Raw genomic sequence first — 24,212 nt, 5'->3', positions numbered from 1 at the left:
ATGTACACCGCAATGATTTATTTAGTCTAAATCATCTTCTGATTTAACCGATTCACCTTGCATTTTCTGTAACATTTTTCCCGTAACTAAGACAATTCCTTTAGAACTGATACGGAAATGTTTACTGTCTTCTTCAGGGTTGACCCCGATTTGCATGCCATCCGGAATCTGGACATGGCGATCGACAATACAGCGTTTCAGAATACAATTTTTACCGACTTTTACCTGAGGCAGAATCACGCTCTCGTCAATTAACGTTCCTTCGTTTACTTGAATATTGTCGAACAGCACCGAATAGCTGATAGACGCGTTGGTAATGACGCAACCGCCGGCAATTAATGAATTATCCACTTGCTTGCAAGCCGGATCGTCATAGAAGAACTTAGACGGATAAGCCTGCACCGGATTACCGCGAATCGGCCAGGTTTGATCATAAATATCCAATTGAGGTTCTTTTGACACCAAATCGATATTAGATTGCCAGTAACTGTCCAGGGTACCCACATCACGCCAGTAAATTTCGCCTTCGGTGTTACGTCCCATGCAGGAACGATCGAACGGATGCGCATAAAGCACCTCGTCCTGCAACGCCATCGGCATAATATCTTTACCGAAATCGTGAGAAGTTTGCGGGCTGTTCACCGTGCGTTCCAACGTTTCATACAAATAATCCGCATTAAACACATAAATCCCCATAGAAGCCAATGAGGAATTCGGTTTACCGATCATCGCCGGCGGATCAGCCGGTTTTTCTACGAAAGCTTTGACTTTTAAGTTTTCATTCACCGCCATCACACCGAATTCTTTAGCGGATTCGCGCGGCACTTCGATACAACCGACGGTACATTTCGCGCCGCTGTTTACGTGATCCAGAATCATTTGCGAATAATCCATTTTGTAAATATGGTCGCCCGCCAGAATCAATACATATTTCGGTTGATAATGGTTTTTAATGATTGCCATGTTTTGATAGACCGAATCCGCCGTGCCGCGATACCAAGTATTATCGTCAATTTGTTGACGCGCCGGTAACATGTCCACGAATTCGCCGCGTTCCTGCGGTAAAAATGACCAACCGGTTTGTAAATGACGCAATAACGAGTGTGCCGCATATTGCGTAATCACACCGATTCGGTTCAAACCGGAATTGATACAGTTAGACAAAGCAAAGTCAATAATTCTGCGGTTTCCGCCAAAATACAGCGCCGGCTTTGCACGTTTATCCGTTAATTCATGAAGTCGAGAACCCCGTCCGCCTGCTAAAATTAGCACTAAGGTATCACTTACCAAATCATACTTTGTTATTACTTTGCTCATATTTATTCTCCCATGTATAGAACATTAACAGGCAACTACAAATCAACTAACAACAATCAACGTGAAACGATTTAGTATTCAGCGTAATTACGACTTTTTGCAAACAAAGCAATCGTTTGCAATGTCTTCATTATATTCCCCCGTTAAAAATAAACCATGAGGTAGATCACATAATTGAACATTAGTCGGAAAAGTGCGGTCAAAAAATCAGTTATTTTTTGATCGTGCGGTTAAAATCGGTTTACTTCCCGAAAAACGCTTTTAATGTCGGGACAGAACGCAAAAACCCAGATCGCTCATCACCAGTTTTCCCTGACTTTTCTCCAAATAATTTCCCGTTCTGACCTGCCATTTTCCCGGCGGAAGGCGGAATACCTGCAATTCCGATTTTCCGTTCAATAAAAACAGCCATTTTTCATCCAACATAATCTGTAAAGATTTTCTGCCCTGATTCTGCCAATCCATCACTGTCATCGGCTGTCCCGCATCAGTCAGCCATTGCACGTTTTTACCGTCCCACCAGGCGTCATTTTGCAGGCTTTGAATTTGCTTACGCAAAGCAATGACTTCCCTCGTCAGATTCAATAAACGCACATCCTGTTTTGACCAATCGATCCACGTGGTTTCGTTATCCTGACAATAAGCGTTGTTATTACCGAATTGGCTATGCCCGATTTCGTCGCCCGCCAGCAACATCGGCGTACCGTTGGACAGCAACAGCGAACACAGTAAAGCGCCGGAACTCAAATAACGGTGATTTTCAATAGTTTTTCGTTCACTGCCGAATAAATGATTGACATCCCCTTCGTAACCGTGGTTATAACTGAAATTGTTATTTCGCCCGTCGCGATTATTCTCTCCGTTGGCTTCATTATGTTTATAGTTATAACTGACCAAATCACGCAAGGTAAAGCCGTCGTGCGCGGTAATAAAATTCACTGAACTGTGCGGTAAGCGCCCGTCTCGCTTAAAAATATCGCTGGAACCGGCCGCTCGGGAAGCCATCGTTCCCACATCACCGTTTTTCCATAACCAGAATTTTGTGACGTCATCACGATAACGATCATTCCATTCTGCAAAAAACGACGGGAAATTCCCCAATTGATAGCCGGCGGGGCCAATATCCCAGGGTTCCGCAATAAATTTTGTCTGATGCAAACTCGGTTCGTCAGAAATTTCGGCGAACAATGCGGCTTTAGGGTTAAATTCGGGCGAATCCCGACCTAACACCGATGCCAGATCAAAGCGGAATCCGTCGATGTGGCATTCTTCCACCCAATATTTCAGGCAGTCTATCACCCAACGCCGGGTATGCGGCGAGGATAAATTCAGCATGTTGCCGCAACCGGTCCAATTCAGATAATTGCCCTGAGCGTCATGCCAATAATAATTATTGTCATCGATTCCTCGCTGACTGAACGCCGGATAAAATTTCTCCGACTCGGCGGAATGGTTAAACACCACATCCAGAATGACTTCGATACCCGCTTTATGCATCGCTTTCACCATGGTTTTGAATTCGTTCAGCGGATCATTCGTAGCGGCATAACGGGGCTCAACGGCAAACATTGCCAACGGATTATATCCCCAATAATTCACTAATCCTTTTTCCTGCAAATGCGGTTCGTCCAGCATATAATTCACCGGTAACAGTTCCACTGCCGTCACGCCCAGAGATTTCAAATAGGCAAGCGTCGAAGGATGAGACAACCCCGCATAAGTGCCTCGAATATGTTTCGGCAGATTCTTTTGCAACTGCGTGAATCCTTTCACATGCAACTCATAAATCACCGTTTTTGCCCAAGGCGTACGCGGAAAACGATCACGGCCCCATTTGAAGGCACCGTCAATCACCACGGATTTCGGCGCAAACCGGGCATTATCGCGGGTATCGTTTAAAACAAACCACGACCGCTTTTCAGCGGTAGTTAAATCCGGTTTCCCGACCACCGCCTTGGCATAAGGATCCAGCATCAACTTATTCGGATTGCTCAAAGTGCGGTCGAAATTCACCACATATTCATGCTGCCCGTAAATTCGGTAGCCGTATTTTGTTCCCATCGGCACACCGGGAATCCAAATATGGAAAATATCGTTGGTCTTTTCCAAAACCGAAAAGCGCAATTCATGATCAAACCGATCAAACAAACATAACTCCACCGCTCGTGCCTGCGCCGAAAATAAGGCAAAATTCACGCCCCATTGATTTTTAATTTTCTTCGGTGTGGCGCCAAGCGGATAAGGCGCACCTTTCTGAGTCTCCATCTCATTTCTCCTTCATACTGAAAAAAGGCGAGCTTTCGCCCGCCTTTTATCTTTATGCATTCTCTTTTTGTTTAGTTTTCTTTACCGTCGTTTTTGCTGCCGCGCTTGCCGCTTTTGTCACTTTTTTTGTGGCGACCGTTTTCGCTATCACCGCTTTTGTAGCAGCTTTATCCGCAGATTTTTTCGTTGTCGCCTTAGCTCCGGCTGATTTAGCCCCGGCTTTAACCGATTTTGTCTCGGTAGATTTCGTGGCTTTCGCCGCGCTGACCTTAGCGGATTTTGACGCAGACGCGTTTTTCACAGCGGTTTCGGCACTATCTTCCGCTTTTTTCTTGCTCACTTTTCTGGGAGAAGCGGCCTTACGGGCGGACTTTAGTTTGAGATAAATCGTTGCCAAAGGCGGCACCATAATGGAAATGGACTGCGCTTTGCCGTGGCTCTCGATATTTTCGCTATCAATCACGCCGGCATTTCCCAAACCGGAACCTTTGTAAATATCGGCATCCGTATTTAAGATTTCTTCATAACTGCCCGCGATGTTCACGCCAAAGCGATAGTTTTCCCGCGGAACCGGCGTAAAGTTACTGACGACGATAATCGGTTCGCCTTTAGCGCTGCGACGTTCGAAGACAAACACGGAATTTTGCGAGTCGTCCACAACTAACCATTCGAATCCTTCAGGTTTGGTATCGAGCTGGTAAAGTGCGGTCTGTTTTTTATAAGTTTTATTCAAATCCCGAACCAAACGCTGTACGCCGCTATGCCAGCCGCCGCCGTGGAATTCGTCCAGCAGATACCAATCCAGACTTTCCTGATAATTCCATTCCCGGCCTTGCGCAAATTCATTTCCCATGAACAGTAATTTTTTACCCGGATACGCCCACATATAACCGTAATAAGCCCGCAAATTGGCGAATTTCTGCCATGTATCGCCCGGCATTTTATCCAGCAGCGAACATTTTCCGTGTACCACTTCATCATGTGATAACGGTAGCACAAAATTTTCGCTGTATTGATACAACATACCGAAAGTCAGTTTGTCGTGGTTGTATTGACGATAAATCGGATCCAGTTTCATGTAGGATAACGTATCGTTCATCCAGCCCATGTTCCATTTGAAATTGAAACCTAAACCGCCGTTTTCCGGCGGTAGCGTCACGCCTGCAAATGCGGTGGACTCTTCCGCGACATTCATCACGCCGGGATGTTCGGTTCCTAAAATATAGTTGGTATGTTTTAAGAATTCGATGGCTTCCAGATTTTCCCGTCCTCCGTATTGATTCGGAATCCATTCGCCGTCGCGACGACTGTAGTCGCGGTAAATCATTGACGCCACCGCATCCACCCGAATACCGTCCAATCCGAACCGTTCCACCCAATAAAGTGCGTTTCCGGACAAATAATTTTTTACTTCATTGCGTCCGTAATTATAAATTAACGTGTTCCAGTCCTGATGATAGCCTTCTCTCGGATCCGCATGCTCGTATAATGCCGTGCCGTCAAACGTCGCCAAACCGTGCGTATCGCTCGGGAAATGTCCAGGCACCCAGTCGAGAATGACGTTAATTCCGGCGGCATGCGCTTTATCAATAAAGCGTTTAAAGGCTTCCGGCGTACCGAAACGGCTGGTCGGCGCATATAATCCGATTGGCTGATATCCCCATGAACCGTCGAACGGAAATTCGGAAATCGGCAACAATTCAATATGAGTAAAGCCCATTTCTTTCACATAAGGAATCAGTTCGTCGGCAATTTCATCATAAGTTAACCAGAAATTATTGGCCAAATTACGACGCCATGAACCGAGGTGAACTTCATAAATGGAAATCGGCTGATCAACCTGATTGGCTTTACGTCGGGCTTCCGTCATTTCCTGTTGAATTTCAGGCAGTCCGCTGACTTGTGAAGCGGTATCCGGGCGAAGCTGCGCCGCAAAAGCATAAGGATCCGATTTCAAACGCAAACGGTTATTGCTGTCCAGCAACTCGAATTTATACAAATCGCCCAGCGCCACTTTCGGAATAAACAGCTCCCATACGCCGCTGGCCTGATGGAAACGCATCGGATGACGGCGACCGTCCCAATAATTAAAATCGCCCACCACGGAAACCCGCTTGGCGTTCGGCGCCCACAAACGGAAATTCACGCCGGATACGCGGTCGCATTCCATAAAATGCGCGCCCAACACTTCATAAGGACGTAAATGTGAACCTTCCGCCAATAACCAGTTATCCAGTTCCTGAATCATCGGATGAAAACGGTACGGATCTTCAATCCGAAGGACATCTTTTCCCCAGGATACCTGCAACTGATAATTAAAAAAACTGTCCCGTTGCGGCATAACGCCGGCGAAAAATCCCCGTTCATCAATGCGAGATAATTCGCAGACTTCATCCTGGGTTTCTTTATCAATTACGACAACTTGTCCGGCATCCGGCAATAAGGCGCGGACTTCAATACCGTTATCGGTTTCGTGCATGCCCAATACGGCAAACGGATCGGCGTGACGCCCGTCAAAAAAGGCGTTAATGGTGTCTTGTGTTACGAATATTGTCATAATAATGTTCTCTATTTTGATTGTCTGTTACGATGAATAACGGAAAGCAAACGCCGAATCCGATCATCAGTGAAAATCTGTTCTAAGGGGACGGCAAGCTTCCTGCGCCAGTTCGGATATTCTTTCGATGTCCCCGCTAAATTAAAGGAAACTTCCTGCCCAATTAAATTTTCTCATTGAACTCCGATTAAGCGGCTTTCTCCTTCCACCTGATACCGATGAATCACCTCGTCTAAATGATCGTGCATCACCCTCATAATTCGGCGGCAAATCACCGTCACGGTGCAAAGTGTCCAATAAAGCCTGTTTATCCTCTACTCGGTCGTCATATTTCTGTTGAAGAATATCGTCCGTTAAAACTTGAAGATTTGTAAATTCCGGCACCGCCGTATAAAGCTGATGCAACGGATTAATCCCTACAAAATCTGCGCCAAATTTGACCGCACTTTCAATCAGATAACGTAAATCGGCGAAATCGCCTACGCCCCAATTTCGTTCGGAATGTAAACTGTAAAGCTGAACGGAAATTCCCCGAACTTTGTCGGTTTGTAAATGAAGCGGTTGATAAACTTGAGGCGGAGAAATTAATAGACAAATTCGCAGAGATTGCTCCGCGCCAATCAGATGAAGCCAGTAATAACCGGCGGCCAGCGCGGAAAAGGAAAGCGTTGTCGCACCCTGAACAACTTCGGCTTCCCGTACGCAGAAATGATGTTCGTCAAAAAGCTGATAATTTAACTTGACCGGAAGCTCGGAGAAAAATCGGGTTAAATCCACCTCAAAATCGGTGTTTTCCGTGGCAACCCAAACGCCATCCGTTTTAACTTGCGACGATTTTTTAGCCGGCTGCAAAAGTGCGGTGAAATAATTAATCGTTTCAGGCGAAGCATAAATCAATTCCCCATCAATGGAATAGTGAGAAACGGCAATTCCCGCTTGTTCCGCCAGATTTTTTTGCTGTTGAGAAATCATCATAGCGTTGCCCCGTAAAAACGAATTAATCACATTTTAACCAAGCAACCGATAAATACAATGGTTTTTAGGCAGTTTTGTGATCTTCATCAATCACAAATTCAAACCAGTCAATCACATCTTCTTCGTGAATGCCGTTTTCAATCAACATTCCCGCTCGTTCTACCGAGCGTTCATCGTTGGAAATTAAAGGATGCCAATCGAATAAAGGTTTGCCTTCATAAAGTAAGCGGTAAGCGCAGGTTGCCGGCAACCAACCGAAATCCGGCAGGTTCTTTTTAGTCAGCTTGGTACAATCCCGTTCGAGTTTAAAACGATTGGCATAATCGCTGCAGCGACCGCTTTTCAGATCCAGCAAATTGCAGGCAATTCGGGTGTAATAAAGTTTTTTCCGTTTGCCGCGACCTTCGATAAACTTGCGGTAACAACATTTTCCGCAACCGTCGCACAAGGCTTCCCATTCCGCCTCGTTCATCTCCTGCAGAGACTTATGTTTCCAGAATTCCGGCTCTACGTTTATTTTTTGCTGCATGATATGTTCGGAATAAATTAAATTTGAGATAAAACAAAGTGCGGTCAAAAAACTTGATGTTTTTCGACCGCACTTTTTCCATATTTATTAACGGTTTAAGTCAAAGGACTTATCGGCTTTGTTATATTTTAAGCCGGAATGGGAACCTTCCGAACCGTTGATATAAATATCTTTCGGTTGCGAACAAGCGGCAATAAATGCAGCCGTCACCACTAACAAAATCATTTTTTTCATCTTAAAACCCCTCTTTTAAACTAACGGTCAGGTTGAACACCAAATGTCCCGGACGGCTGTCTTTGCTGTCCGCGCAATAATAGCCCTCCCGTTCGAATTGGTACGCTTTTTCGGGCTCGGCGTTCGCCACGCTTTTTTCCACAAATCCCTGTTTCACCACCAATGATTGCGGATTAATTGCGGCGATAATGTCCTCTTCTGCGCCCGGATTCGCCATGGTGAATAAACGGGAATATTGGCGAAATTCCGCCGGCAGAGAATCCGTGGCGGAAACCCACTGAATCACGCCTTTCACTTTGCGCCCGTCGGCCGGATTTTTACCGAGGGTTTCCGGATCATAACTACAATATACGCAAACGACGTTACCTTCCGCATCTTTTTCGACCCGTTCCGCTTTGATGATATACGCGTTGCGCAGGCGAACTTCTTTGCCCAACACCAAACGTTTATACTGTTTGTTCGCTTCTTCGCGGAAATCCGACTGATCGATGTAAAGTTCTTTCGTTAACTGGACCTGACGGGTTCCCATTTCTTCACGATTCGGGTGATTAGGCATCGTCAGCGTTTCCGGCACTTCAAGATTTTCAATCACGATTTTTAACGGATTAATCACCGCCATGGCTCGCGGCGCATGCGTGTTTAAATCGTCGCGAATACAGCTTTCCAGCGCGCTGAATTCCACCACGTTATCCTGCTTGGTCACGCCGATACGACGGCAGAATTCACGCAACGACGCCGGCGTGTAACCGCGACGGCGTAAGCCTGAAATAGTCGGCATGCGCGGATCATCCCAACCGTCAACCACACCTTCTTCCACTAACTTCAATAACTTACGTTTGGATGTCAATGTGCCTTCCAGGTTCAAACGTGAAAATTCATACTGATGCGGTAACGGACGTTCGATAGAAATATGTTCCAGCACCCAATCGTATAAACGGCGATTATCCTGGAATTCCAGCGTACAAAGCGAATGGGTAATCCGCTCAATGGCATCCGAAATGCAGTGGGTAAAATCATACAGAGGATAAATGCACCATTTATCGCCGGTTTGATGATGGCTGGCAAATTTTACCCGATAAAGCACCGGATCACGCATCACCATAAACGGCGACGCCATATCGATTTTCGCCCGTAAACAGGCTTTGCCTTCCGCAAATTCGCCGTTACGCATTTTTTCGAATAACGCCAAATTTTCTTCTACGCCGCGTTCGCGATAAGGACTGTTTTTCCCCGGCTCGGTTAAAGTGCCGCGGTATTCACGGATTTCTTCCGGCGAAAGCTCGTCTACATAAGCCAAACCTTTCTTGATTAATTCGACGGCATAACCGTAAAGCTGATCAAAATAATCCGAGGCATAACGCGGTTTACCTTCCCATTCAAATCCTAGCCATTCCACGTCCCGCTTGATGGAATCCACATATTCCACATCTTCTTTAACCGGATTGGTGTCGTCGAAACGCAGATTACATTTGCCGTGATAATCTTGCGCGATCCCAAAGTTCAAACAGATTGATTTCGCATGTCCGATATGCAGATAACCGTTCGGTTCCGGCGGGAAACGGGTATAAACGTTGTGATGCTTGCCGCTGGCAAGATCTTCGTCAATAATCTGGCGAATAAAATTGGTCGGAGTCGCCTCTTTTCCCGCCTCGTTTGCTAATGTGATATTTTCTGTTGGCATAACTGTTTCTTGGTAATAAAAAATAGGTCGTTGAAATGCCGCGTATTCTACAGGTTTTACGGCAGAATTTAAAGTGCGGGCGATTTTTAATGAGTTTTTATACAATCGGCAATGCCAAGACTGATCGCTTTTGCGATTTGCTCTTTAACCGCCGTCCGTTCCAACCGTTTCGCTTCCGACGGATTGGCAATCACGCCGATTTCAATCAGGATGGCGGGCGAACGGGCGTTTTTCAATACCGCCAACTCATCGTAGCGATAGACGCCGCGTTCATCAAGCAAGGTTTTTCGTTCACCTTCAATATCCGATTCATGATAACGGGAACGGCGCTCGCCCGCCTGAATTAAGCGGCTCGCTACCGCTCTTGCGCAATTCAGACTTTGCGGATAATTCGGATTTTTTTGCGACACAAAAACCGAAAAGCCGGACAAATTTTCACGTTGTGCGTTCAATTCCGGCGGAAACGAATCATGATGAATGGATACGAATAAATCCGTTTTGTTTCCGTAAAGCGTGCGATGCTGCAAAGTTAAATCCGGCTGCGTATTCGGCACCAGTTCGACATCAAGCTTCCGAGCTAAAATGTGACGTTGTAGCGTCGTCACCATGGCTTGGTTATAGCTGAATTCCGTCTTATTGAACGGACTGACGGCACCGTAATGTTTTTCGGTGTGGCCCGTGTCCAAAATAACGGAAAAAGCGACCGCACTTGAGGCGTATAAAGCCGCCGATAATATTGCCAATATTTTCATCGTCACTCCCTGAATGTCCGTTCATTATGCTGAGAAAGCTCAATGAAATCAAAAAAATATCACGTATATTCCGGAAAAAACTATGCTAAAATTTACCGCACTTTTCATATTCTCCGAACAATCCTTCGGAATAATGGTCATAAAAACGATTTAGCCGCCAATGCTTAAGAATCTCTTAAGTTTTTATTTTTATACTCTGCCCGAGTTTTACGGATATATTGGAAATAATCATGAAGAAAAAAAACTTAATCATCGCAATTTTACTCGTCGTTATTGCAAGCGGTGCGTACTTTTTTATGTCCGGCGGAGAAAACGGTCCGACTTTTCTTACCGAAGACGTTCAGCGCGGCAATATAGAAAAATCCGTTGTGGCATCGGGATCGATTGAAAGCTCGAATGAAGTGGATGTCGGTGCGCAGGTTTCCGGTAAAATTACTAAACTGTATGTGAAATTAGGCCAGGAAGTAAAAAAAGGCGATATGATCGCCGATATTGATTCCACCACTCAAGTGAACAGCTTAAATACGGCCAAAGCGGCACTGGCGAGTTATCAGGCGCAGTTGAAAGCGAAACAAACCGCTTACAGCGTGGCGCAATCGAGCTATAACCGCTTATCGAAACTATACAAATTACAAGCCGCTTCTTTGGATGACGTGAACAGCGCTAAAAATACGTTGGACGCCGCGATTGCGGAAATCGACGCGTTAAAAGAATCCATCAAACAAGCGGAAATCGAGGTAAATACGGCGGAAACCAATGTGGGTTATACTAAAATTACCTCGCCTATCGACGGAACGGTAATTTCGACCCCGATTTCCGAAGGTCAAACGGTCAACGCCAATCAAACCACACCAACCATCGTCACCGTGGCGGACTTGCAAAAAATGTTAATCAAGCCTGAAATTTCGGAAGGCGACATTACTAAAGTCAAAGCGGGGCAGGAAGTGGAGTTTACTATTTTGTCCGACAGCTCAACCAAATACCACGCGACAATCAACAGTATTGATCCCGCAACCACAGACAGCACGGACGCCAGTTCAACCTCTTCAAGTTCAAGCTCAGGCAGCAGTTCGTCATCGTCCTCTTCAACATCGGCGGTTTATTATTATGCCAACATGGAAGTGGATAACACCGACGGTGTCTTACGCATTGGCATGACCACGGAAAATACGATAAAAATTGCAAATGTTCAAAACGTGTTGCTTGTCTCCAATATGGCATTGCAGAAGCGAGACAACAAATATTTCGTGAATATTTTGAATGACAAAAATCAAGCGGAAGAACGCGAAGTGACGATCGGCGTGCAAAATGATTTTCAAACGGAAATTAAATCCGGTTTAAACGAAGGTGAAAAAGTGATCGTGTCACAAGTCGCCGCCGGTGAAAAAGTCGGCACAATGAATCGCGGTCCGCGTATGTTCTAATGCAATCCAAAGTGCGGTGAAAATTTTATGAATATTATCGAAATAAAAGACCTTAATCGCTATTTTGGTGAAGGTGAAAATCGTGTTCATATTTTGAAAAACATTTCCCTCAGCATTGAAAAAGGCGATTTTGTCGCGATTATCGGACAATCCGGTTCCGGGAAATCCACTCTGATGAACATCATCGGCTGTTTGGACACGGCAACCAGCGGTTCTTATAAAATCGACGGTAAAGAAACCGTGGAACTGACGGCCGATCAGCTTTCCGATTTGCGCAGCCAGAAATTCGGCTTCATTTTCCAGCGTTATAACCTGCTGTCCGCCCTCACGGCTCAGGAAAACGTGGCTTTACCTGCGATTTATGCCGGAAAACCTCAAGCCGAACGTTTATCTCATGCGGAAGAATTGCTAGAAAAACTCGGATTAGACGGCAAAGAACAAAACAAACCGAGCCAGCTTTCGGGCGGTCAGCAGCAGCGTGTCAGTATTGCCCGCGCGCTAATGAACGGCGGTGAAATTATTCTTGCGGATGAACCTACCGGCGCATTGGATTCCGCCAGCGGCGAAAACGTGATGCAGATTTTGCGTCAACTGCATGACGAAGGCCACACCATTATTATGGTTACTCACGACCGCCACATTGCGGCAAGCGCCAATCGCGTCATTGAAATTAAAGATGGAGAAATTATCGGCGATAACCAGAAATCGCCGGTAAAAAGTGCGGTCGAAAATATTAAAGTTTCTAAATCCCGTTTCGGTTTCAGTAAAGATCAGCTGATTGAAGCGTTTCGGATGTCGGTGAGCGCCATTATCGCTCACAAAATGCGTTCTCTGCTGACCATGCTCGGCATCATTATCGGGATCACCTCGGTGGTGTCCGTCGTAGCGTTAGGAAACGGTTCGCAACAAAAAATTCTGTCTAATATCAGCGGGTTAGGTACAAACACCATGACCATTTTTAACGGGACGGGATTTGGCGATCGGCGGGCGGATCAAATGCAGAATTTAACGGTAAACGACGCCAATGCATTGGCTAAGCAAAGTTATGTGATAAGTGTCACGCCGAACAGTTCCTCCACCGGTTTATTGATTTACGGCAATCAATCTTTCACCTCCACTAACCTGCGCGGTATCGGCGAGCAATATTTCGATGTGGAAGGCATGAAACTTGTGATGGGACGTTCCATTACTCAACAGGAAATCAACGAAAACGCGCAAGTCGCTTTGTTGGACGAAAGCTCAAAAAAATCGATTTTTCCGAATGAAAATCCCTTGGGAAAAATTGTCATGTTTGCCAAACGCCCTTTCCGAATTATCGGTGTTGTGACGGATCGTCAAATGAGTCAGGCAAGCAGCTCGCTAAATATTTACGCGCCTTATACGACGGTAATGAATAAAGTGACAGGGGGAACAAAAATCGGTTCTATCACCGTAAAAATTGCGGATAACGTCAACACAACCGTCGCTGAAAAAAGTCTGACCGATTACCTGATTGTCCGTCACGGCAAGAAAGACTTTTTCATTATGAACAGCGATACGATTAAACAGACGATTGAAAGTACCACCGGTACCATGAAATTACTGATTTCGTCCATCGCCTTTATTTCTCTTATCGTCGGCGGTATCGGGGTGATGAATATTATGTTGGTGTCGGTGACGGAACGCACCAAGGAAATCGGCGTACGTATGGCCATCGGGGCGCGTAAAAGCAATATTTTGCAGCAGTTTCTAATCGAAGCCGTACTGATTTGTATGATCGGCGGCGTATCCGGCATTTTGCTTTCTCTCATTATCGGTAGCTTATTCAATATCTTTATGACGGATTTCACTATGTCGTTTTCCACGTTTTCCATTGTAGCGGCGGTGTTGTTCTCGACCTTAATCGGTGTCGTATTCGGTTATATGCCGGCGAAAAAAGCCGCTCAACTCGATCCGATTACGGCTTTAGCGCGTGAATAGTAGCAAAATGAAAAAATTCTGTTACAATACGCCACGACTGAACGAACGTTCATTAATAAACAGATTGCCTGAAGTGCGGTCAAAAAACTCGTTAATTTTTGACCGCACTTTCCCACTTTTATAAGGAAATATCCATGTTAAAACTGAATAAAATTGCTTTCAGCGTTCTCCTTTCAACGGCGTTGGTCGGCTGCGCCAATATCAATGACAGCTACCAAGCCAGCCAAGACGATTACAAACAATACGAAGAAATTACCAATCAATACAATATTAAAGAAAACTGGTGGTCGCTCTACAATGACGCACAATTAAACCGCGTGGTAGAACAGGCATTGTTAAACAATAAAGACTTGGCAAAAGCGGCGATTTCCGTGAATTCCGCACTTTATCAGGCGAATTTATTGGGTGCGGATTTAGTGCCGAGTTTCAGCGGTTCCACCTCCTCTTCCGCTTCTCGCCGAACGGACACGGGCGCAAATTCCACTATCAGCCACGGCGGTTCTTTAAGTGTGAGTTATACGCTGGATTTATGGCGTCGTTTGGCGGATGCGGCGGATGCGGGCGAATGGACTTACAAAGCAACCCAACAGGATTTGGAAGCCACCCGTTTATCGCTGATTAATTCCGTGGTTGTGACGTATTACCAGATTGCTTATCTGAATGACGCCATTGCCGCTACAAACGACAGCATTGATTATTACGGACGCATTAACAGCATTATGCAAAACCGTTTGAATCAGGGCGTAGAAGATCGCGCCAGCACGGATCAGGCGCAACAAGCTGTCTTAACCGCGCGTAATAATTTAATTTCCTATCAAACGCAGCGTAAAACGGCGGAACAAACATTACGCAATTTATTAAATTTAAAACCGAATGCGCCGTTGAACATCAATTTCCCTCATATTCTGGATGTGAAAACCACCACTGTGAATTTAAACGTGCCGGTATCTACTATCGCCAATCGTCCGGACGTGAAAGGTTATTTGTTCCGTTTGAGCAGCGCGTTTAAAGACGCCAAAGCTATGCAGAAATCCTGGTTCCCGACCGTTTCGCTCGGCGGTTCTATGTCCTCAAGCAACAACAAAGTCAGCAACGCCTTTGATAATCCGACCGCAGCGGGAACATTGGGAATCAGCTTGCCGTTCCTGGATTGGAATCACGTAAGATGGAACGTTAAAATTTCGGAAGCCGCTTACGAGACCGCGCGGGTAAATTACGAACAAGGCATCACTACTGCGTTAAACGAAGTGGATACCAATTATTTCGCCTATAATCAAGCGGTACAAAACTTCTCTAATTTACAGCGAAAATATGATTACGATAAACGTATCACGCAATATTATCAAAACCGTTATAACGCGGGCGTATCCGAATTACGCGAATGGTTAAATGCGGCGAATACGGAAAAAACCTCGCAAATATCCATTCTGAACGCTAAATATAGCGTCATTCAGAACGAAAACGCGATTTACAGTTCAATGGGCGGTTATTATTCGCCGAAATTCTAAAATACGGAATTTCTAAAAATAAAGGCAAGATGAAAATCTTGCCTTTTTCTATCTTACTCCCGAGAAAAAGTCCGAAGAGTAAATATCGGACTTTTTCACCGTTAATCTTTCAATTTCTGAATTTTTTTAATCACATTACTGGTTGAACAACCGTTTTCAAAATTCAACACCAATACGTCGCCGCCGTTTGCCCAAACTTCTTTTGAACCGGCAATTTCTTCCGGTTTATAATCCCCGCCTTTCACCAATAAATCCGGCAAAATTTCCGCGATTAACCGTTGCGGCGTATCCTCATCAAAGGCAACCAGCCAGTCCACGGAAGATAATCCCGCCAATACCGCCATGCGGCTTGCCAAATCGTTAATCGGGCGAGTTTCGCCTTTCAAACGTTTCACCGACGCGTCGGTATTCACTGCCACAATTAAACGATCGCCTAACTTACGGGCATTTTCCAAATAAGAAACATGTCCCGGATGTAAAATATCGAAACAACCGTTGGTCATCACAATTTTTTCGCCGCGATCTTTCGCCAATTTAACCGCACTTTTCAGCTCGGCTTCCGTCATAATACCGAAACCGGTAGCAGTACGCCCGTGAATCGCATTTTCCAATTCAACGGTAGAAACCGTAGAGGTACCCAATTTGCCCACCACGATACCGGCCGCCACATTCGCCAAATAACAGGCTTCTTCGAAAGAACGACCGTCCGCCAGCGCCGTTGCCAGCACGGAAATCACGGTATCGCCCGCGCCCGTCACGTCATAGACTTCTTTTGCTTCGGTCGGCAAATGGAAAGCCGGTTGATTCGGACGCAGCAAGGTCATGCCTTTTTCCGAACGGGTGACTAATAACGCCGTTAAATCGTAATCGGCAATCATTTTTAAGCCTTTTTTTACGATGTCCTCATCGGATTGACATGTTCCCGCCACCGCTTCAAATTCCGACATATTCGGCGTTAATAAGGTCGCGCCGCGATAACGTTCAAAATCCGTACCTTTCGGATCAATCAACACCGGAACATTTGCCTGACGGGCAATTTGAATCATATGCTGCACATCGTTCAGCGTACCTTTGCCGTAATCCGACAATATCAAAGCACCGATATTTTTGACCGCACTTTTCAATTTAACAAGCAGATGATCACTATGTACGTTATTAAAATTCTCTTCAAAATCAAGGCGCAACAATTGCTGATGACGAGATAAAATGCGCAGCTTAGTAATTGTCGGATGGGAATCCAGCTTTACGAAATCACAATGAATTTTCTGATTTTCAAGCAAAGCGGTTAATGCGCCGCTCGCTTCATCGTTTCCGGTTAAACCGAGCAACCGTACCGGCACGTTTAAAGAAGCGATATTCATCGCAACGTTGGCCGCTCCGCCCGCCCGTTCTTCGTTTGCTTTCACGCGCACCACCGGCACCGGCGCTTCCGGTGAAATCCGATCGGTCGCACCAAACCAGTAACGATCAAGCATAACATCGCCTAACACCAAAACTTTTGCATGCGGAAATTGTGCTGAATACTGCGCCATTTTCGAATCCTTTTTTGTTTTTCAAAAATTTACGCGCGATTTTAACACAGGCGGAAAGGCTTTGGCTTAAAATTTAGTAAAATTTACGTTAAACTAACCGCACTTTTCTTCCATTTGTATTATGCGACCCGGATGTTCTATAAATTCACGGACAGCCGTCATTAACTGAAATTTAATCGATTATGACGAAAAATCATCTACCACAATTCGAAAAATCCTATCTGCTCCCAAAACACTGGGGATTCTGGCTTGCTTTAGGGCTGTTTTGGCTGATTCTCTGTCTGCCTTACCCGATTCTGCGTCAAATCGGATTGGGACTCGGTTGGTTATTTTCAAAACTCAAAGTAGGAAAGCGGCGGGCTAAAATCGCGCGGCGCAATCTTGAACTGGCGTTTCCCGATATGCCGCTACGACAACGCGAACAAATTCTGCAGGAAAATCTGAATTCCGTGGGAATGGCCATTATCGAAACCGGCATGGCGTGGTTTTGGTCGGATCGCCGTATACGAAAATGGTCAAAAATCGAAGGCTTGGAACACCTTAAAAATCAAGGAAATAACGGAATTATATTTGTCGGCGTACATTTTTTAACGTTGGAATTAGGGGCGCGAATCGTGGGGATTCAACATCAGGGAATCGGCGTATATCGTCCTAATGATAATCCGCTGTTTAACTGGTTGCAGGTTTGGGGACGGCTACGTTCCAATAAAGATATGCTGGATCGCAAAGACTTGCGCGGTATGGTGAAAGCCCTGAAACGCGGCGAAACCATTTGGTACGCGCCGGATCACGATTACGGTCGTAAGAATGCCGTTTTCGTACCGTTTTTCGCTGTGCCCGACGCAGCCACCACCACGGGTTCCTACTTTTTACTTCATGCGGTACCCAATGCCAAAGTGGTTCCTTTCGCCCCTTTGCGTAATGCGGACAGCTCCGGTTATACCGTCAGCATCTCACCGGCCGTGGATTTTTCGGATTTAGCTGATCCGCATGATGTGGCGCTCAGAATGAATCAGATCGTGGAAAAAGAAATTATGAAAGGCGTTGAACAATATATGTGGCTTCATCGTCGGTTTAAAACGCGTCCCGATAAAACCGCGCCGAGTTTATACGATTAAACCTCGACTAAAATTAAAATCGCCGCATCGCCGCCCCATTCTTTCGGTGCCTGGTGCAATGCACGTACCCGAGGATGTTGCACCAGCCAGCGCGGAATTTGTTTTTTCAGGGTAAAGGTGCCGTATCCCGTCATAATACTCGCACAATAAACATGTTCATCCACGCATGCCTGCAATAATGCGGCAAGCTCTTGCTTCGCCTGTTCGCGCGTCAATCCGTGCAAATCCAAAAACAGCTCCGGCGAAAAATCACCGCGACGCAACTGTTTCAATAAATAACTATCTTCATTTTCTCGCAAATATTTGACCGCACTTTCTTCGTCTAACAGCGGTTCATATTCGTCAGAAAAATAAAAAAGCGTATCCTGCTTTTCTCTGATTTCCCGCACTTCGGATTTTTTCTTCGTATTGACCTTGCGCGACGTCACAAAGGTATTCTGTTTAAATTTTTTAGTGCCCCGAATATTTTCTCTGAACAGGGCGATATCCTCTTCCTTTAACATTCTTTTCCTCTTTGGTGGAATCCGAAACGGATTTTAGCATATAATCCCTCTGAATTTTACTCACAAGGTGACGACCGATGGAAACATTTAACCAAGATTTACTGGATTTAATCGAAGCGGACGATGTGCCGGCTAATCTGCATACGTTGAAGGATTATCTGCGCTGGACATACAGCAATTTTAACCGCTCCGACATTTATTACGGGCACGGACAGGACAACGCTTGGGATGAAAGTTTACAACTGGTACTTGCAGGCCTGAATTTACCGATGGATTTGCCTAACGAACTGTTTGATACCAATTTAACGCCGTCAGAAAAGCAGCTAATCGTCGGCTTGGTCGCCGAACGGTTAGCCAAGCGCATTCCGGTGGCCTATTTGGTTAACAGCGCGTGGTTTTGCGGATTGGAATTTTACGTAGATGAACGCGTTATTATTCCTCGCTCGCCAATCAGCGCGTTGATTCAATCGCATTTTAACGGTTTGTTATCTCATGTGCCGAAACGCATTCTGGATTTGTGTACGGGCAGCGGTTGTATCGCCATCGCCTGTGCCGATGTTTTTCCGCAAGCCGAAGTGGATGCGGTGGATTTGTCTTTTGATGCGTTGAACGTGGCGGAAATTAATATTGAACGTCACAATATGCTCAACCGCGTCTTTCCGTTACAATCGGATTTATTTGAAAACCTGCCGCAGGATCAATACGATTTAATCGTTACCAACCCGCCTTATGTGGATTTGGAAGATTTAAGCGATATGCCAGAAGAATTTCATCACGAACCTGAATTAGCGTTGGGTTCCGGCGCGGACGGGCTGGACATCACCAAAAGGATTCTGGCGCAAGCCGCAGATTACCTAACGGATGACGGCGTATTGGTCTGTGAAGTGGGAAACAGCATGGTGCATCTCATGGCACAATATCCGGAAGTGCCGTTTAACTGGCTGGAATTAACAAACGGCGGCGTGGGCGTTTTCAGTTTAACCAAAGCTCAATTGCTGGAATATCGCCATTGCTTTGAATAGGTCGCCAAACCGTTCGACAATCCTTGAAAAAGCAAATATGTTTCAATGAAATCCTGCAAAAAACGTTGAAAAAATCGACCGCACTTTTACATGTCGCGGTCGTTGAAAAGTTGTCTTGCTGCAAATGTAATCGATTGAAATATCAGAAATTTATTGATGAAAAAGATAATCGTCCGCTTCCCTCGTTCAACACTTTTCGTAAGGAAAAAATAATGAAAATGCTGACATTTAACGAGCTCGCCCACCGGCTTCCGCCACGCAAAGCGATCTCGCATAAAGGCGACTACGGCCGCCTGCTGTTAATCGGCGGTAATCGCAATATGGGCGGAGCGATTATGCTGGCGGCTCAGGCGGCGGTTTGTTCCGGCGCCGGGTTGACTACGGTGGCGACAGATGAAGTCAACCACACAGCTCTCCACTGCCGGCTGCCTGAAGCCATGGTGCTGAACTGGGAAAATAACGATTTGCTGATAAGTAAAATCAAAGGTGCGGATGTCATTCTGATTGGCTGCGGATTGGGGCTGGAAACAATATCGGTCCGACTGTTGCAAACCGTTTTGATTAATATTGCCGATCATCAGAAATTGATTTTAGACGGCGACGCCATCACGCTTTTCGCCCGAAATCCTCAATCACCGACTGCACTGAAAACATTGGCGACACCGCATCAAAAAGAGTGGGAACGATTATCCGGCCTGGCGCCTTTGCAACAAACGGAAATTAGCAATCAAACCGCCGTCAAGCGACTGGGGATTGATGTTGTCCTGAAAAAACACGGCACCGAACTTTATCTTGCCGGCAGCGAACCTCAACGCATTAACGTCGGCACGCCCGCCATGGCAACCGGCGGTATGGGCGACACTTTGGCCGGCATGCTGGCGGGATTCATCGCACAGTTCCCGCACCATTACCGACAAGCCGTTTGCAGTGCCGTTTACCTGCACAGCCATATCGCCCAAGGTTTGGCCGAAAGTCGCCATGTCGTACTTCCCACTGATATTATCAGCCGTATTCAGACGGAAATGAAAGAAATGATTGCGCCGGAAGAATGAATCAGAAAACAAAAGTACGCTGGTTTTTAACAGTTTTTTGAGTGCGGCAAGCACGGTTTCCGGCAAATTAACAACTATTTTATCTGCCATACCATTTTTCTGTGCCCTGCCACCCTCACTAAAAAAACATGCCGAAAATCCACCGCACTTTGATATTTTTCTGATTAAACGAACTTTTAATTCATTGGGGCGAAGTTATTAATTATTCGACAATAGGAATAATTTTAGTCGCATGTGAACCTTTATCGCCTCGAATCACCTCAAAATTTACTTTTTGCCCCGCTTTTAAAGAACGATAGCCATCCATTTCTATCACGGAAAAATGGGCGAAAATGTCCTCATCGCTACCTTCCGCATTAATAAAGCCGAAACCTTTCGCATTATTAAACCATTTAACCACACCAATTTCCATACGATACCTCTCTTGGTCTAATTACAACACTGCAAGGCTTTCGCCTTGTTCTTCATGTCGGTTCAATCATCTAAGATTTCGCTTGCTTTGGCAATCGGCAAAGGTTAAAAATGCAAAGTAGATCACAAAAATTATGTGTTCCGCATAAAAAAGGACGCTTTTTAGCGTCCTAATTTCTCTATTCTTTAACAATTAAAGAGCAGATTTTGCTTTTTCAACTAAAGCTGCAAATGCAACTTTATCGAATACAGCGATGTCAGCAAGAATCTTACGGTCGATTTCAACAGACGCTTTTTTCAAGCCGTTGATGAATTTGCTGTAAGACAAACCGTTTTGACGTGCCGCAGCGTTGATACGCGCAATCCATAATTGACGGAATTGACGTTTACGTTGACGACGGTCGCGATAAGCATATTGACCGGCTTTAATCACCGCCTGGAACGCAACGCGATAAACGCGTGAACGTGCACCATAATAACCTTTAGCAGCCTTAAGAACTTTCTTATGGCGTGCTCTTGCAATAACACCACGTTTTACACGAGCCATTATTTAATCTCCTACTATCTATTAATAACTAAAATTCACTTGACGTACGTCGGCTTAAACTTCGATAAACCGCTAAGGTTTATACGTATGGCAAGCAAGCAACGACTAAAACGTTATCCGCTTTTGCAACCATGGATTTATGACGTAAGTGACGTTTACGTTTAGTGGTTTTCTTAGTCAGAATATGACGTAAGTGAGATTGTTTACGTTTGAAACCGCCGGAAGCTGTTTTTTTGAAACGCTTAGCGGCGCCACGTACAGTTTTAATTTTAGGCATTGTTTAAAAACTCCGCATTGTTTGTGAAAACTTGATAATCAGGCGAAAAACGCGGTGATTTTTGACCGCACTTTTACTTTGAAGCGCTGCTCATCTCTCATGTTGGCATAAATGCCGTAAAAGCGAATCAGGCTGCGAAATTGGGCCTGTTGATCACTTTGTTTTTCCGATATGAAAAAACGGACGAATTTTACAGAATTCGCCCGTTTTATGCAAGGAAATCTTATTTTTTCTTCGGTGCAATAACCATAACGGCTTGGCGACCTTCCAATTTGCCCGGTGCGGATTCAACCATAGCGATTTCAGCCGTATCCTGTTTTACGCGTTCCAACACGTCTAAACCGATATCCTGATGTGCCATTTCGCGACCACGGAAACGCACCGTGATTTTAACCTTATCGCCGTCTTCCAGGAAACGGAAAATACTGCGAAGTTTGACCTGGTAATCGCCTTCATCCGTGCCCGGGCGGAATTTAATTTCCTTCACTTGCACGACTTTTTGTTTTTTCTTCTGCTCTTTTGCGGCTTTTTCTTTTTCGTAAATAAACTTACCATAGTTCATAATACGGCAGACCGGCGGTTCGGCATTCGGACTGATTTCCACTAAGTCTAACTCAGCTTCTTCCGCGCGATTCAACGCGTCTTGAATTGACACGATACCAATTTGTTCACCATTTTCATCCGTTAGGCGAACCTCTTTTACGCCGCGAATTTCATCATTAAGACGATGAGCGCGATTTGTCTGAACACGTTTTACAGGTTTAATAGCCATATTCCTTCTAGTAAGTTTTACCGTATTTATCTGCTAAGCAGAAGTCTTTGCGGCTTGTTCGATACAAGCAAAATCGGACGAATATTATAGTATTTACATAAATCATGCAAGCGAAAAGATATGTAACTGTGCGGCGGACTTACATATTATGTTTTTTCACCTTACGCGAATTTCAGGCGTACTTTTCAAACTTTCATCGAATGCCGAAAATGAAAAGTGCGGTCAAAAATCCTTGAGTTTTTTTGACCGCACTTTACCCATAAACAGGCTACTCGCATGCGCGATTACTGTTCCAAATTCATCATCAATGCAAATAAAAGCATTTGCACTTCTTTTTCCGATAATTTCGTGCCGTTAAAATGCAATCCGTCTTTTTCCAGATTCAACACCAGTTTCAGCGAGGTTTCATCTTCCGTCAGGAAATTATTATTTTTCGCCTGCATGATGAAATCGCTCAGCAAGGCGTCCGCTTGCTTATCCGCCTCGTTTTTCGGCAGCTGATCTTTTTTCTGCGCGACAGCGGATAATAAATCTTTCAACGCCGCTTTGTTTACCTCAACCGTCCAGTTCAACGCACTAAAAACGGCAAGCACATTACTTTGCGACAAATGCGCCAAATCAATTTCCGCCAACGCTACATTCGCTTTCATTCCCAAATTGCCTTGTTCGCGTATCAGCAACATCGGATCGATTTTCAACTGCGGCTGATGTTTGATTATGGTGGATAAAGCCGTCTCCGCCGCCGGCGATAAGGTTTTGTCCGGATAGGCTTGCGCTTCGCTGATAAGCGTATTCATGGCTTTCGCATCAAGATGATTGAATTCCCAATGATTGATTAATTTCCCCAGATTAATTTCGTCATAATGCAAAGAATCCGCATTATTGTCGATGCGATAATCCACCACGGAATCCTTCACTTTCGCAAAAAAATCGAATTTTGCATTTTTAACGGTGATCGGCACGCCTTCACCCTGCTGCGTTTGTCCCGACAGATGGATTTCGTCCGCCTTGAATTGGTAATTCAAATCGAACACATTCGGCAACTCCGCGGAACGCTCCCCGGTTTCCACCGCCAACTCTGCATTTTTCAGCTGAATTACGTATTCCGCCACTTCTTCCGGCGTGGCGTTAGGCTTGATACCTTTTCGGGTAAATTCTTTAACCTCAATATTAGCCTTGCTGTTATTACCGTTTTTATCCAGTTCATATCGACCGGATAAATTCAAGGTGAAATATTCGCCTTCTCCCAGTTTAGCGTCACGCAGATTGGCCTCGGTTTTTCCTTTTAAACGCTGCCCGTAGCTGAGCGTAAAGGCATTCTTGAGCGGTGATTGTTCGGAGGCAAACCAATCTTTGGTTACGTCATTGCGGGCGATTTCCAGTTCCGCCGAAAAAATTGCCGGTGCAAAATCGAACCGTTTAATTTGATTTAACGGCAACGGACCGTGGTAAAGCGCGCCGTTAAACGGCACCGATACTTTTTCGTCTGGCAACTCGACCACCGTATCGTAACTGACTTCGGAAACAAACCAGCCGCGCTGAAAACGAACATTATCCATTTTCACCTGAATCCGCACATCATTTGCCGACAGTGCTTTAGCGATTTCCGTATTCGCCCGCTGCACTTGAGATTGAAATTCCGCTTCGGCAACTTTTCCGGTGTACCAGGCGCCGCCCGTCCAAATTGCAGTCAAAGCAATTACTGCCGACAGCGCCAATGTTAATTTTTTCATATGCTTTTTCAATCCTGATTTTTCCGTTGAATTTATAGTCGTGA

General features: G+C 45.3%; 21 protein-coding genes. 6 read left to right on the top strand and 15 right to left on the bottom strand.

The annotated features are described in order from the left end of the window. Positions 1-21: 21 nt before the first annotated feature. From glgC to P7M01_RS01540, 8 genes are all read right to left on the bottom strand, one after another. Complete coding sequence (gene glgC, locus P7M01_RS01575; RefSeq protein WP_317475323.1) at positions 22-1,317, bottom strand: glucose-1-phosphate adenylyltransferase; 1,296 nt, start codon at positions 1,315-1,317, stop codon at positions 22-24. 261 nt (positions 1,318-1,578) lie between these two features. Further along, complete coding sequence (gene glgX, locus P7M01_RS01570; RefSeq protein WP_317482831.1) at positions 1,579-3,582, bottom strand: glycogen debranching protein GlgX; 2,004 nt, start codon at positions 3,580-3,582, stop codon at positions 1,579-1,581. A 52-nt stretch (positions 3,583-3,634) separates the two neighbouring features. After that, a complete protein-coding gene (gene glgB, locus P7M01_RS01565) occupies positions 3,635-6,139 on the bottom strand; it encodes a 1,4-alpha-glucan branching protein GlgB (protein ID WP_317482830.1) in 2,505 nt (834 codons plus the stop codon). Positions 6,140-6,280: 141 nt separating this feature from the next. Beyond that, the gene (locus P7M01_RS01560; protein ID WP_317482829.1) at positions 6,281-7,114 is read right to left on the bottom strand and encodes a 4-alpha-glucanotransferase; all 834 of its coding nucleotides are present in this window, start codon (positions 7,112-7,114) and stop codon (positions 6,281-6,283) included. Positions 7,115-7,178: 64 nt separating this feature from the next. Continuing rightward, positions 7,179-7,643: a YcgN family cysteine cluster protein gene (locus P7M01_RS01555; protein WP_317482828.1), complete on the bottom strand. Its 465-nt coding sequence runs from the start codon at positions 7,641-7,643 to the stop codon at positions 7,179-7,181. Between the two features lie 87 nt (positions 7,644-7,730). Next, positions 7,731-7,877 carry a hypothetical protein gene (locus P7M01_RS01550; protein WP_317475328.1) on the bottom strand — a complete coding sequence of 49 codons (147 nt, stop codon included), beginning with the start codon at positions 7,875-7,877 and terminating at the stop codon, positions 7,731-7,733. A gap of 1 nt (position 7,878) precedes the next feature. Next, positions 7,879-9,558 carry a glutamine--tRNA ligase gene (glnS, locus tag P7M01_RS01545; RefSeq protein ID WP_317482827.1) on the bottom strand — a complete coding sequence of 560 codons (1,680 nt, stop codon included), beginning with the start codon at positions 9,556-9,558 and terminating at the stop codon, positions 7,879-7,881. Between the two features lie 86 nt (positions 9,559-9,644). Beyond that, positions 9,645-10,310 carry an N-acetylmuramoyl-L-alanine amidase gene (locus P7M01_RS01540; protein ID WP_317482826.1) on the bottom strand — a complete coding sequence of 222 codons (666 nt, stop codon included), beginning with the start codon at positions 10,308-10,310 and terminating at the stop codon, positions 9,645-9,647. Positions 10,311-10,540: 230 nt separating this feature from the next. On the opposite strand from P7M01_RS01540, the gene P7M01_RS01535 reads away from it, so the two are divergent. The 3 genes from P7M01_RS01535 to tdeA all read left to right on the top strand — a co-directional run bounded on the left by P7M01_RS01535 (position 10,541) and on the right by tdeA (position 15,201). Beyond that, positions 10,541-11,734 (top strand): efflux RND transporter periplasmic adaptor subunit, encoded by a 1,194-nt coding sequence (locus P7M01_RS01535; protein ID WP_317480198.1) that lies wholly within the window; start codon positions 10,541-10,543, stop codon positions 11,732-11,734. 27 nt (positions 11,735-11,761) lie between these two features. Then, positions 11,762-13,693, top strand: coding sequence for a MacB family efflux pump subunit (locus P7M01_RS01530; protein ID WP_317482825.1), 1,932 nt, complete (start codon positions 11,762-11,764; stop codon positions 13,691-13,693). Positions 13,694-13,827: 134 nt separating this feature from the next. Continuing rightward, on the top strand, positions 13,828-15,201 hold the full coding sequence (gene tdeA, locus P7M01_RS01525; RefSeq protein WP_317482824.1) for a toxin/drug exporter TdeA: 1,374 nt from the start codon (positions 13,828-13,830) through the stop codon (positions 15,199-15,201). A 101-nt stretch (positions 15,202-15,302) separates the two neighbouring features. On the opposite strand, the gene hldE is transcribed toward tdeA, so the two are convergent. Further along, complete coding sequence (hldE, locus tag P7M01_RS01520) at positions 15,303-16,733, bottom strand: bifunctional D-glycero-beta-D-manno-heptose-7-phosphate kinase/D-glycero-beta-D-manno-heptose 1-phosphate adenylyltransferase HldE (RefSeq protein WP_317482823.1); 1,431 nt, start codon at positions 16,731-16,733, stop codon at positions 15,303-15,305. 182 nt (positions 16,734-16,915) lie between these two features. Between hldE and P7M01_RS01515 the strand changes: the two genes are divergently transcribed. Continuing rightward, the gene (locus P7M01_RS01515; protein WP_317482822.1) at positions 16,916-17,851 is read left to right on the top strand and encodes a Kdo(2)-lipid IV(A) acyltransferase; all 936 of its coding nucleotides are present in this window, start codon (positions 16,916-16,918) and stop codon (positions 17,849-17,851) included. On the opposite strand, the gene smrB is transcribed toward P7M01_RS01515, so the two are convergent. Beyond that, complete coding sequence (smrB, locus tag P7M01_RS01510; RefSeq protein ID WP_202937496.1) at positions 17,848-18,354, bottom strand: endonuclease SmrB; 507 nt, start codon at positions 18,352-18,354, stop codon at positions 17,848-17,850. The genes P7M01_RS01515 and smrB overlap by 4 nt on opposite strands. Before the next feature lie 77 nt (positions 18,355-18,431). On the opposite strand from smrB, the gene prmB reads away from it, so the two are divergent. Together prmB and P7M01_RS01500 are read left to right on the top strand one after the other, a co-directional pair. Continuing rightward, entirely contained in the window at positions 18,432-19,376 is a 945-nt protein-coding gene (prmB, locus tag P7M01_RS01505) for a 50S ribosomal protein L3 N(5)-glutamine methyltransferase (RefSeq protein ID WP_317482821.1), read from the top strand. Between the two features lie 212 nt (positions 19,377-19,588). Then, positions 19,589-20,428, top strand: a complete 840-nt coding sequence (locus P7M01_RS01500; RefSeq protein WP_317480201.1) for an NAD(P)H-hydrate dehydratase — start codon at positions 19,589-19,591, stop codon at positions 20,426-20,428. Positions 20,429-20,630: 202 nt separating this feature from the next. Here the strand turns inward: P7M01_RS01500 and cspD are convergent, their stop codons facing one another. The 5 genes from cspD to P7M01_RS01475 all read right to left on the bottom strand — a co-directional run bounded on the left by cspD (position 20,631) and on the right by P7M01_RS01475 (position 24,168). Next, entirely contained in the window at positions 20,631-20,840 is a 210-nt protein-coding gene (cspD, locus tag P7M01_RS01495) for a cold shock domain-containing protein CspD (protein ID WP_202937493.1), read from the bottom strand. 192 nt (positions 20,841-21,032) lie between these two features. Next, positions 21,033-21,386, bottom strand: a complete 354-nt coding sequence (gene rplT, locus P7M01_RS01490; protein ID WP_005596075.1) for a 50S ribosomal protein L20 — start codon at positions 21,384-21,386, stop codon at positions 21,033-21,035. Positions 21,387-21,465: 79 nt separating this feature from the next. Beyond that, entirely contained in the window at positions 21,466-21,663 is a 198-nt protein-coding gene (gene rpmI, locus P7M01_RS01485; protein WP_005759171.1) for a 50S ribosomal protein L35, read from the bottom strand. A 223-nt stretch (positions 21,664-21,886) separates the two neighbouring features. Next, on the bottom strand, positions 21,887-22,435 hold the full coding sequence (infC, locus tag P7M01_RS01480; protein ID WP_317478254.1) for a translation initiation factor IF-3: 549 nt from the start codon (positions 22,433-22,435) through the stop codon (positions 21,887-21,889). Positions 22,436-22,719: 284 nt separating this feature from the next. After that, the gene (locus P7M01_RS01475; RefSeq protein ID WP_317482820.1) at positions 22,720-24,168 is read right to left on the bottom strand and encodes a YdgA family protein; all 1,449 of its coding nucleotides are present in this window, start codon (positions 24,166-24,168) and stop codon (positions 22,720-22,722) included. Between the last annotated feature and the right edge of the window lie 44 nt (positions 24,169-24,212).

Origin of the sequence: Exercitatus varius (assembly GCF_029577735.1) — a bacterium.
GTDB classification, from domain to species: Bacteria; Pseudomonadota; Gammaproteobacteria; order Enterobacterales; family Pasteurellaceae; genus Exercitatus; species Exercitatus varius.
Note: the sequence above shows the minus strand (reverse complement) of the source record. Positions and strands in the feature narration are given on the sequence as shown.

Excerpts from the sequence above, each read along its gene's own strand:
- glgC (WP_317475323.1), bottom strand. The coding sequence starts at position 1,317 with ATGAGCAAAGTAATAACAAAGTATGATTTGGTAAGTGATACCTTAGTG.
- glgX (WP_317482831.1), bottom strand. The coding sequence starts at position 3,582 with ATGGAGACTCAGAAAGGTGCGCCTTATCCGCTTGGCGCCACACCGAAG.
- glgB (WP_317482830.1), bottom strand. The coding sequence starts at position 6,139 with ATGACAATATTCGTAACACAAGACACCATTAACGCCTTTTTTGACGGG.
- P7M01_RS01560 (WP_317482829.1), bottom strand. The coding sequence starts at position 7,114 with ATGATGATTTCTCAACAGCAAAAAAATCTGGCGGAACAAGCGGGAATT.
- P7M01_RS01555 (WP_317482828.1), bottom strand. The coding sequence starts at position 7,643 with ATGCAGCAAAAAATAAACGTAGAGCCGGAATTCTGGAAACATAAGTCT.
- P7M01_RS01550 (WP_317475328.1), bottom strand. The coding sequence starts at position 7,877 with ATGAAAAAAATGATTTTGTTAGTGGTGACGGCTGCATTTATTGCCGCT.
- glnS (WP_317482827.1), bottom strand. The coding sequence starts at position 9,558 with ATGCCAACAGAAAATATCACATTAGCAAACGAGGCGGGAAAAGAGGCG.
- P7M01_RS01540 (WP_317482826.1), bottom strand. The coding sequence starts at position 10,310 with ATGAAAATATTGGCAATATTATCGGCGGCTTTATACGCCTCAAGTGCG.
- P7M01_RS01535 (WP_317480198.1), top strand. The coding sequence starts at position 10,541 with ATGAAGAAAAAAAACTTAATCATCGCAATTTTACTCGTCGTTATTGCA.
- P7M01_RS01530 (WP_317482825.1), top strand. The coding sequence starts at position 11,762 with ATGAATATTATCGAAATAAAAGACCTTAATCGCTATTTTGGTGAAGGT.
- tdeA (WP_317482824.1), top strand. The coding sequence starts at position 13,828 with ATGTTAAAACTGAATAAAATTGCTTTCAGCGTTCTCCTTTCAACGGCG.
- hldE (WP_317482823.1), bottom strand. The coding sequence starts at position 16,733 with ATGGCGCAGTATTCAGCACAATTTCCGCATGCAAAAGTTTTGGTGTTA.
- P7M01_RS01515 (WP_317482822.1), top strand. The coding sequence starts at position 16,916 with ATGACGAAAAATCATCTACCACAATTCGAAAAATCCTATCTGCTCCCA.
- smrB (WP_202937496.1), bottom strand. The coding sequence starts at position 18,354 with ATGTTAAAGGAAGAGGATATCGCCCTGTTCAGAGAAAATATTCGGGGC.
- prmB (WP_317482821.1), top strand. The coding sequence starts at position 18,432 with ATGGAAACATTTAACCAAGATTTACTGGATTTAATCGAAGCGGACGAT.
- P7M01_RS01500 (WP_317480201.1), top strand. The coding sequence starts at position 19,589 with ATGAAAATGCTGACATTTAACGAGCTCGCCCACCGGCTTCCGCCACGC.
- cspD (WP_202937493.1), bottom strand. The coding sequence starts at position 20,840 with ATGGAAATTGGTGTGGTTAAATGGTTTAATAATGCGAAAGGTTTCGGC.
- rplT (WP_005596075.1), bottom strand. The coding sequence starts at position 21,386 with ATGGCTCGTGTAAAACGTGGTGTTATTGCAAGAGCACGCCATAAGAAA.
- rpmI (WP_005759171.1), bottom strand. The coding sequence starts at position 21,663 with ATGCCTAAAATTAAAACTGTACGTGGCGCCGCTAAGCGTTTCAAAAAA.
- infC (WP_317478254.1), bottom strand. The coding sequence starts at position 22,435 with ATGGCTATTAAACCTGTAAAACGTGTTCAGACAAATCGCGCTCATCGT.
- P7M01_RS01475 (WP_317482820.1), bottom strand. The coding sequence starts at position 24,168 with ATGAAAAAATTAACATTGGCGCTGTCGGCAGTAATTGCTTTGACTGCA.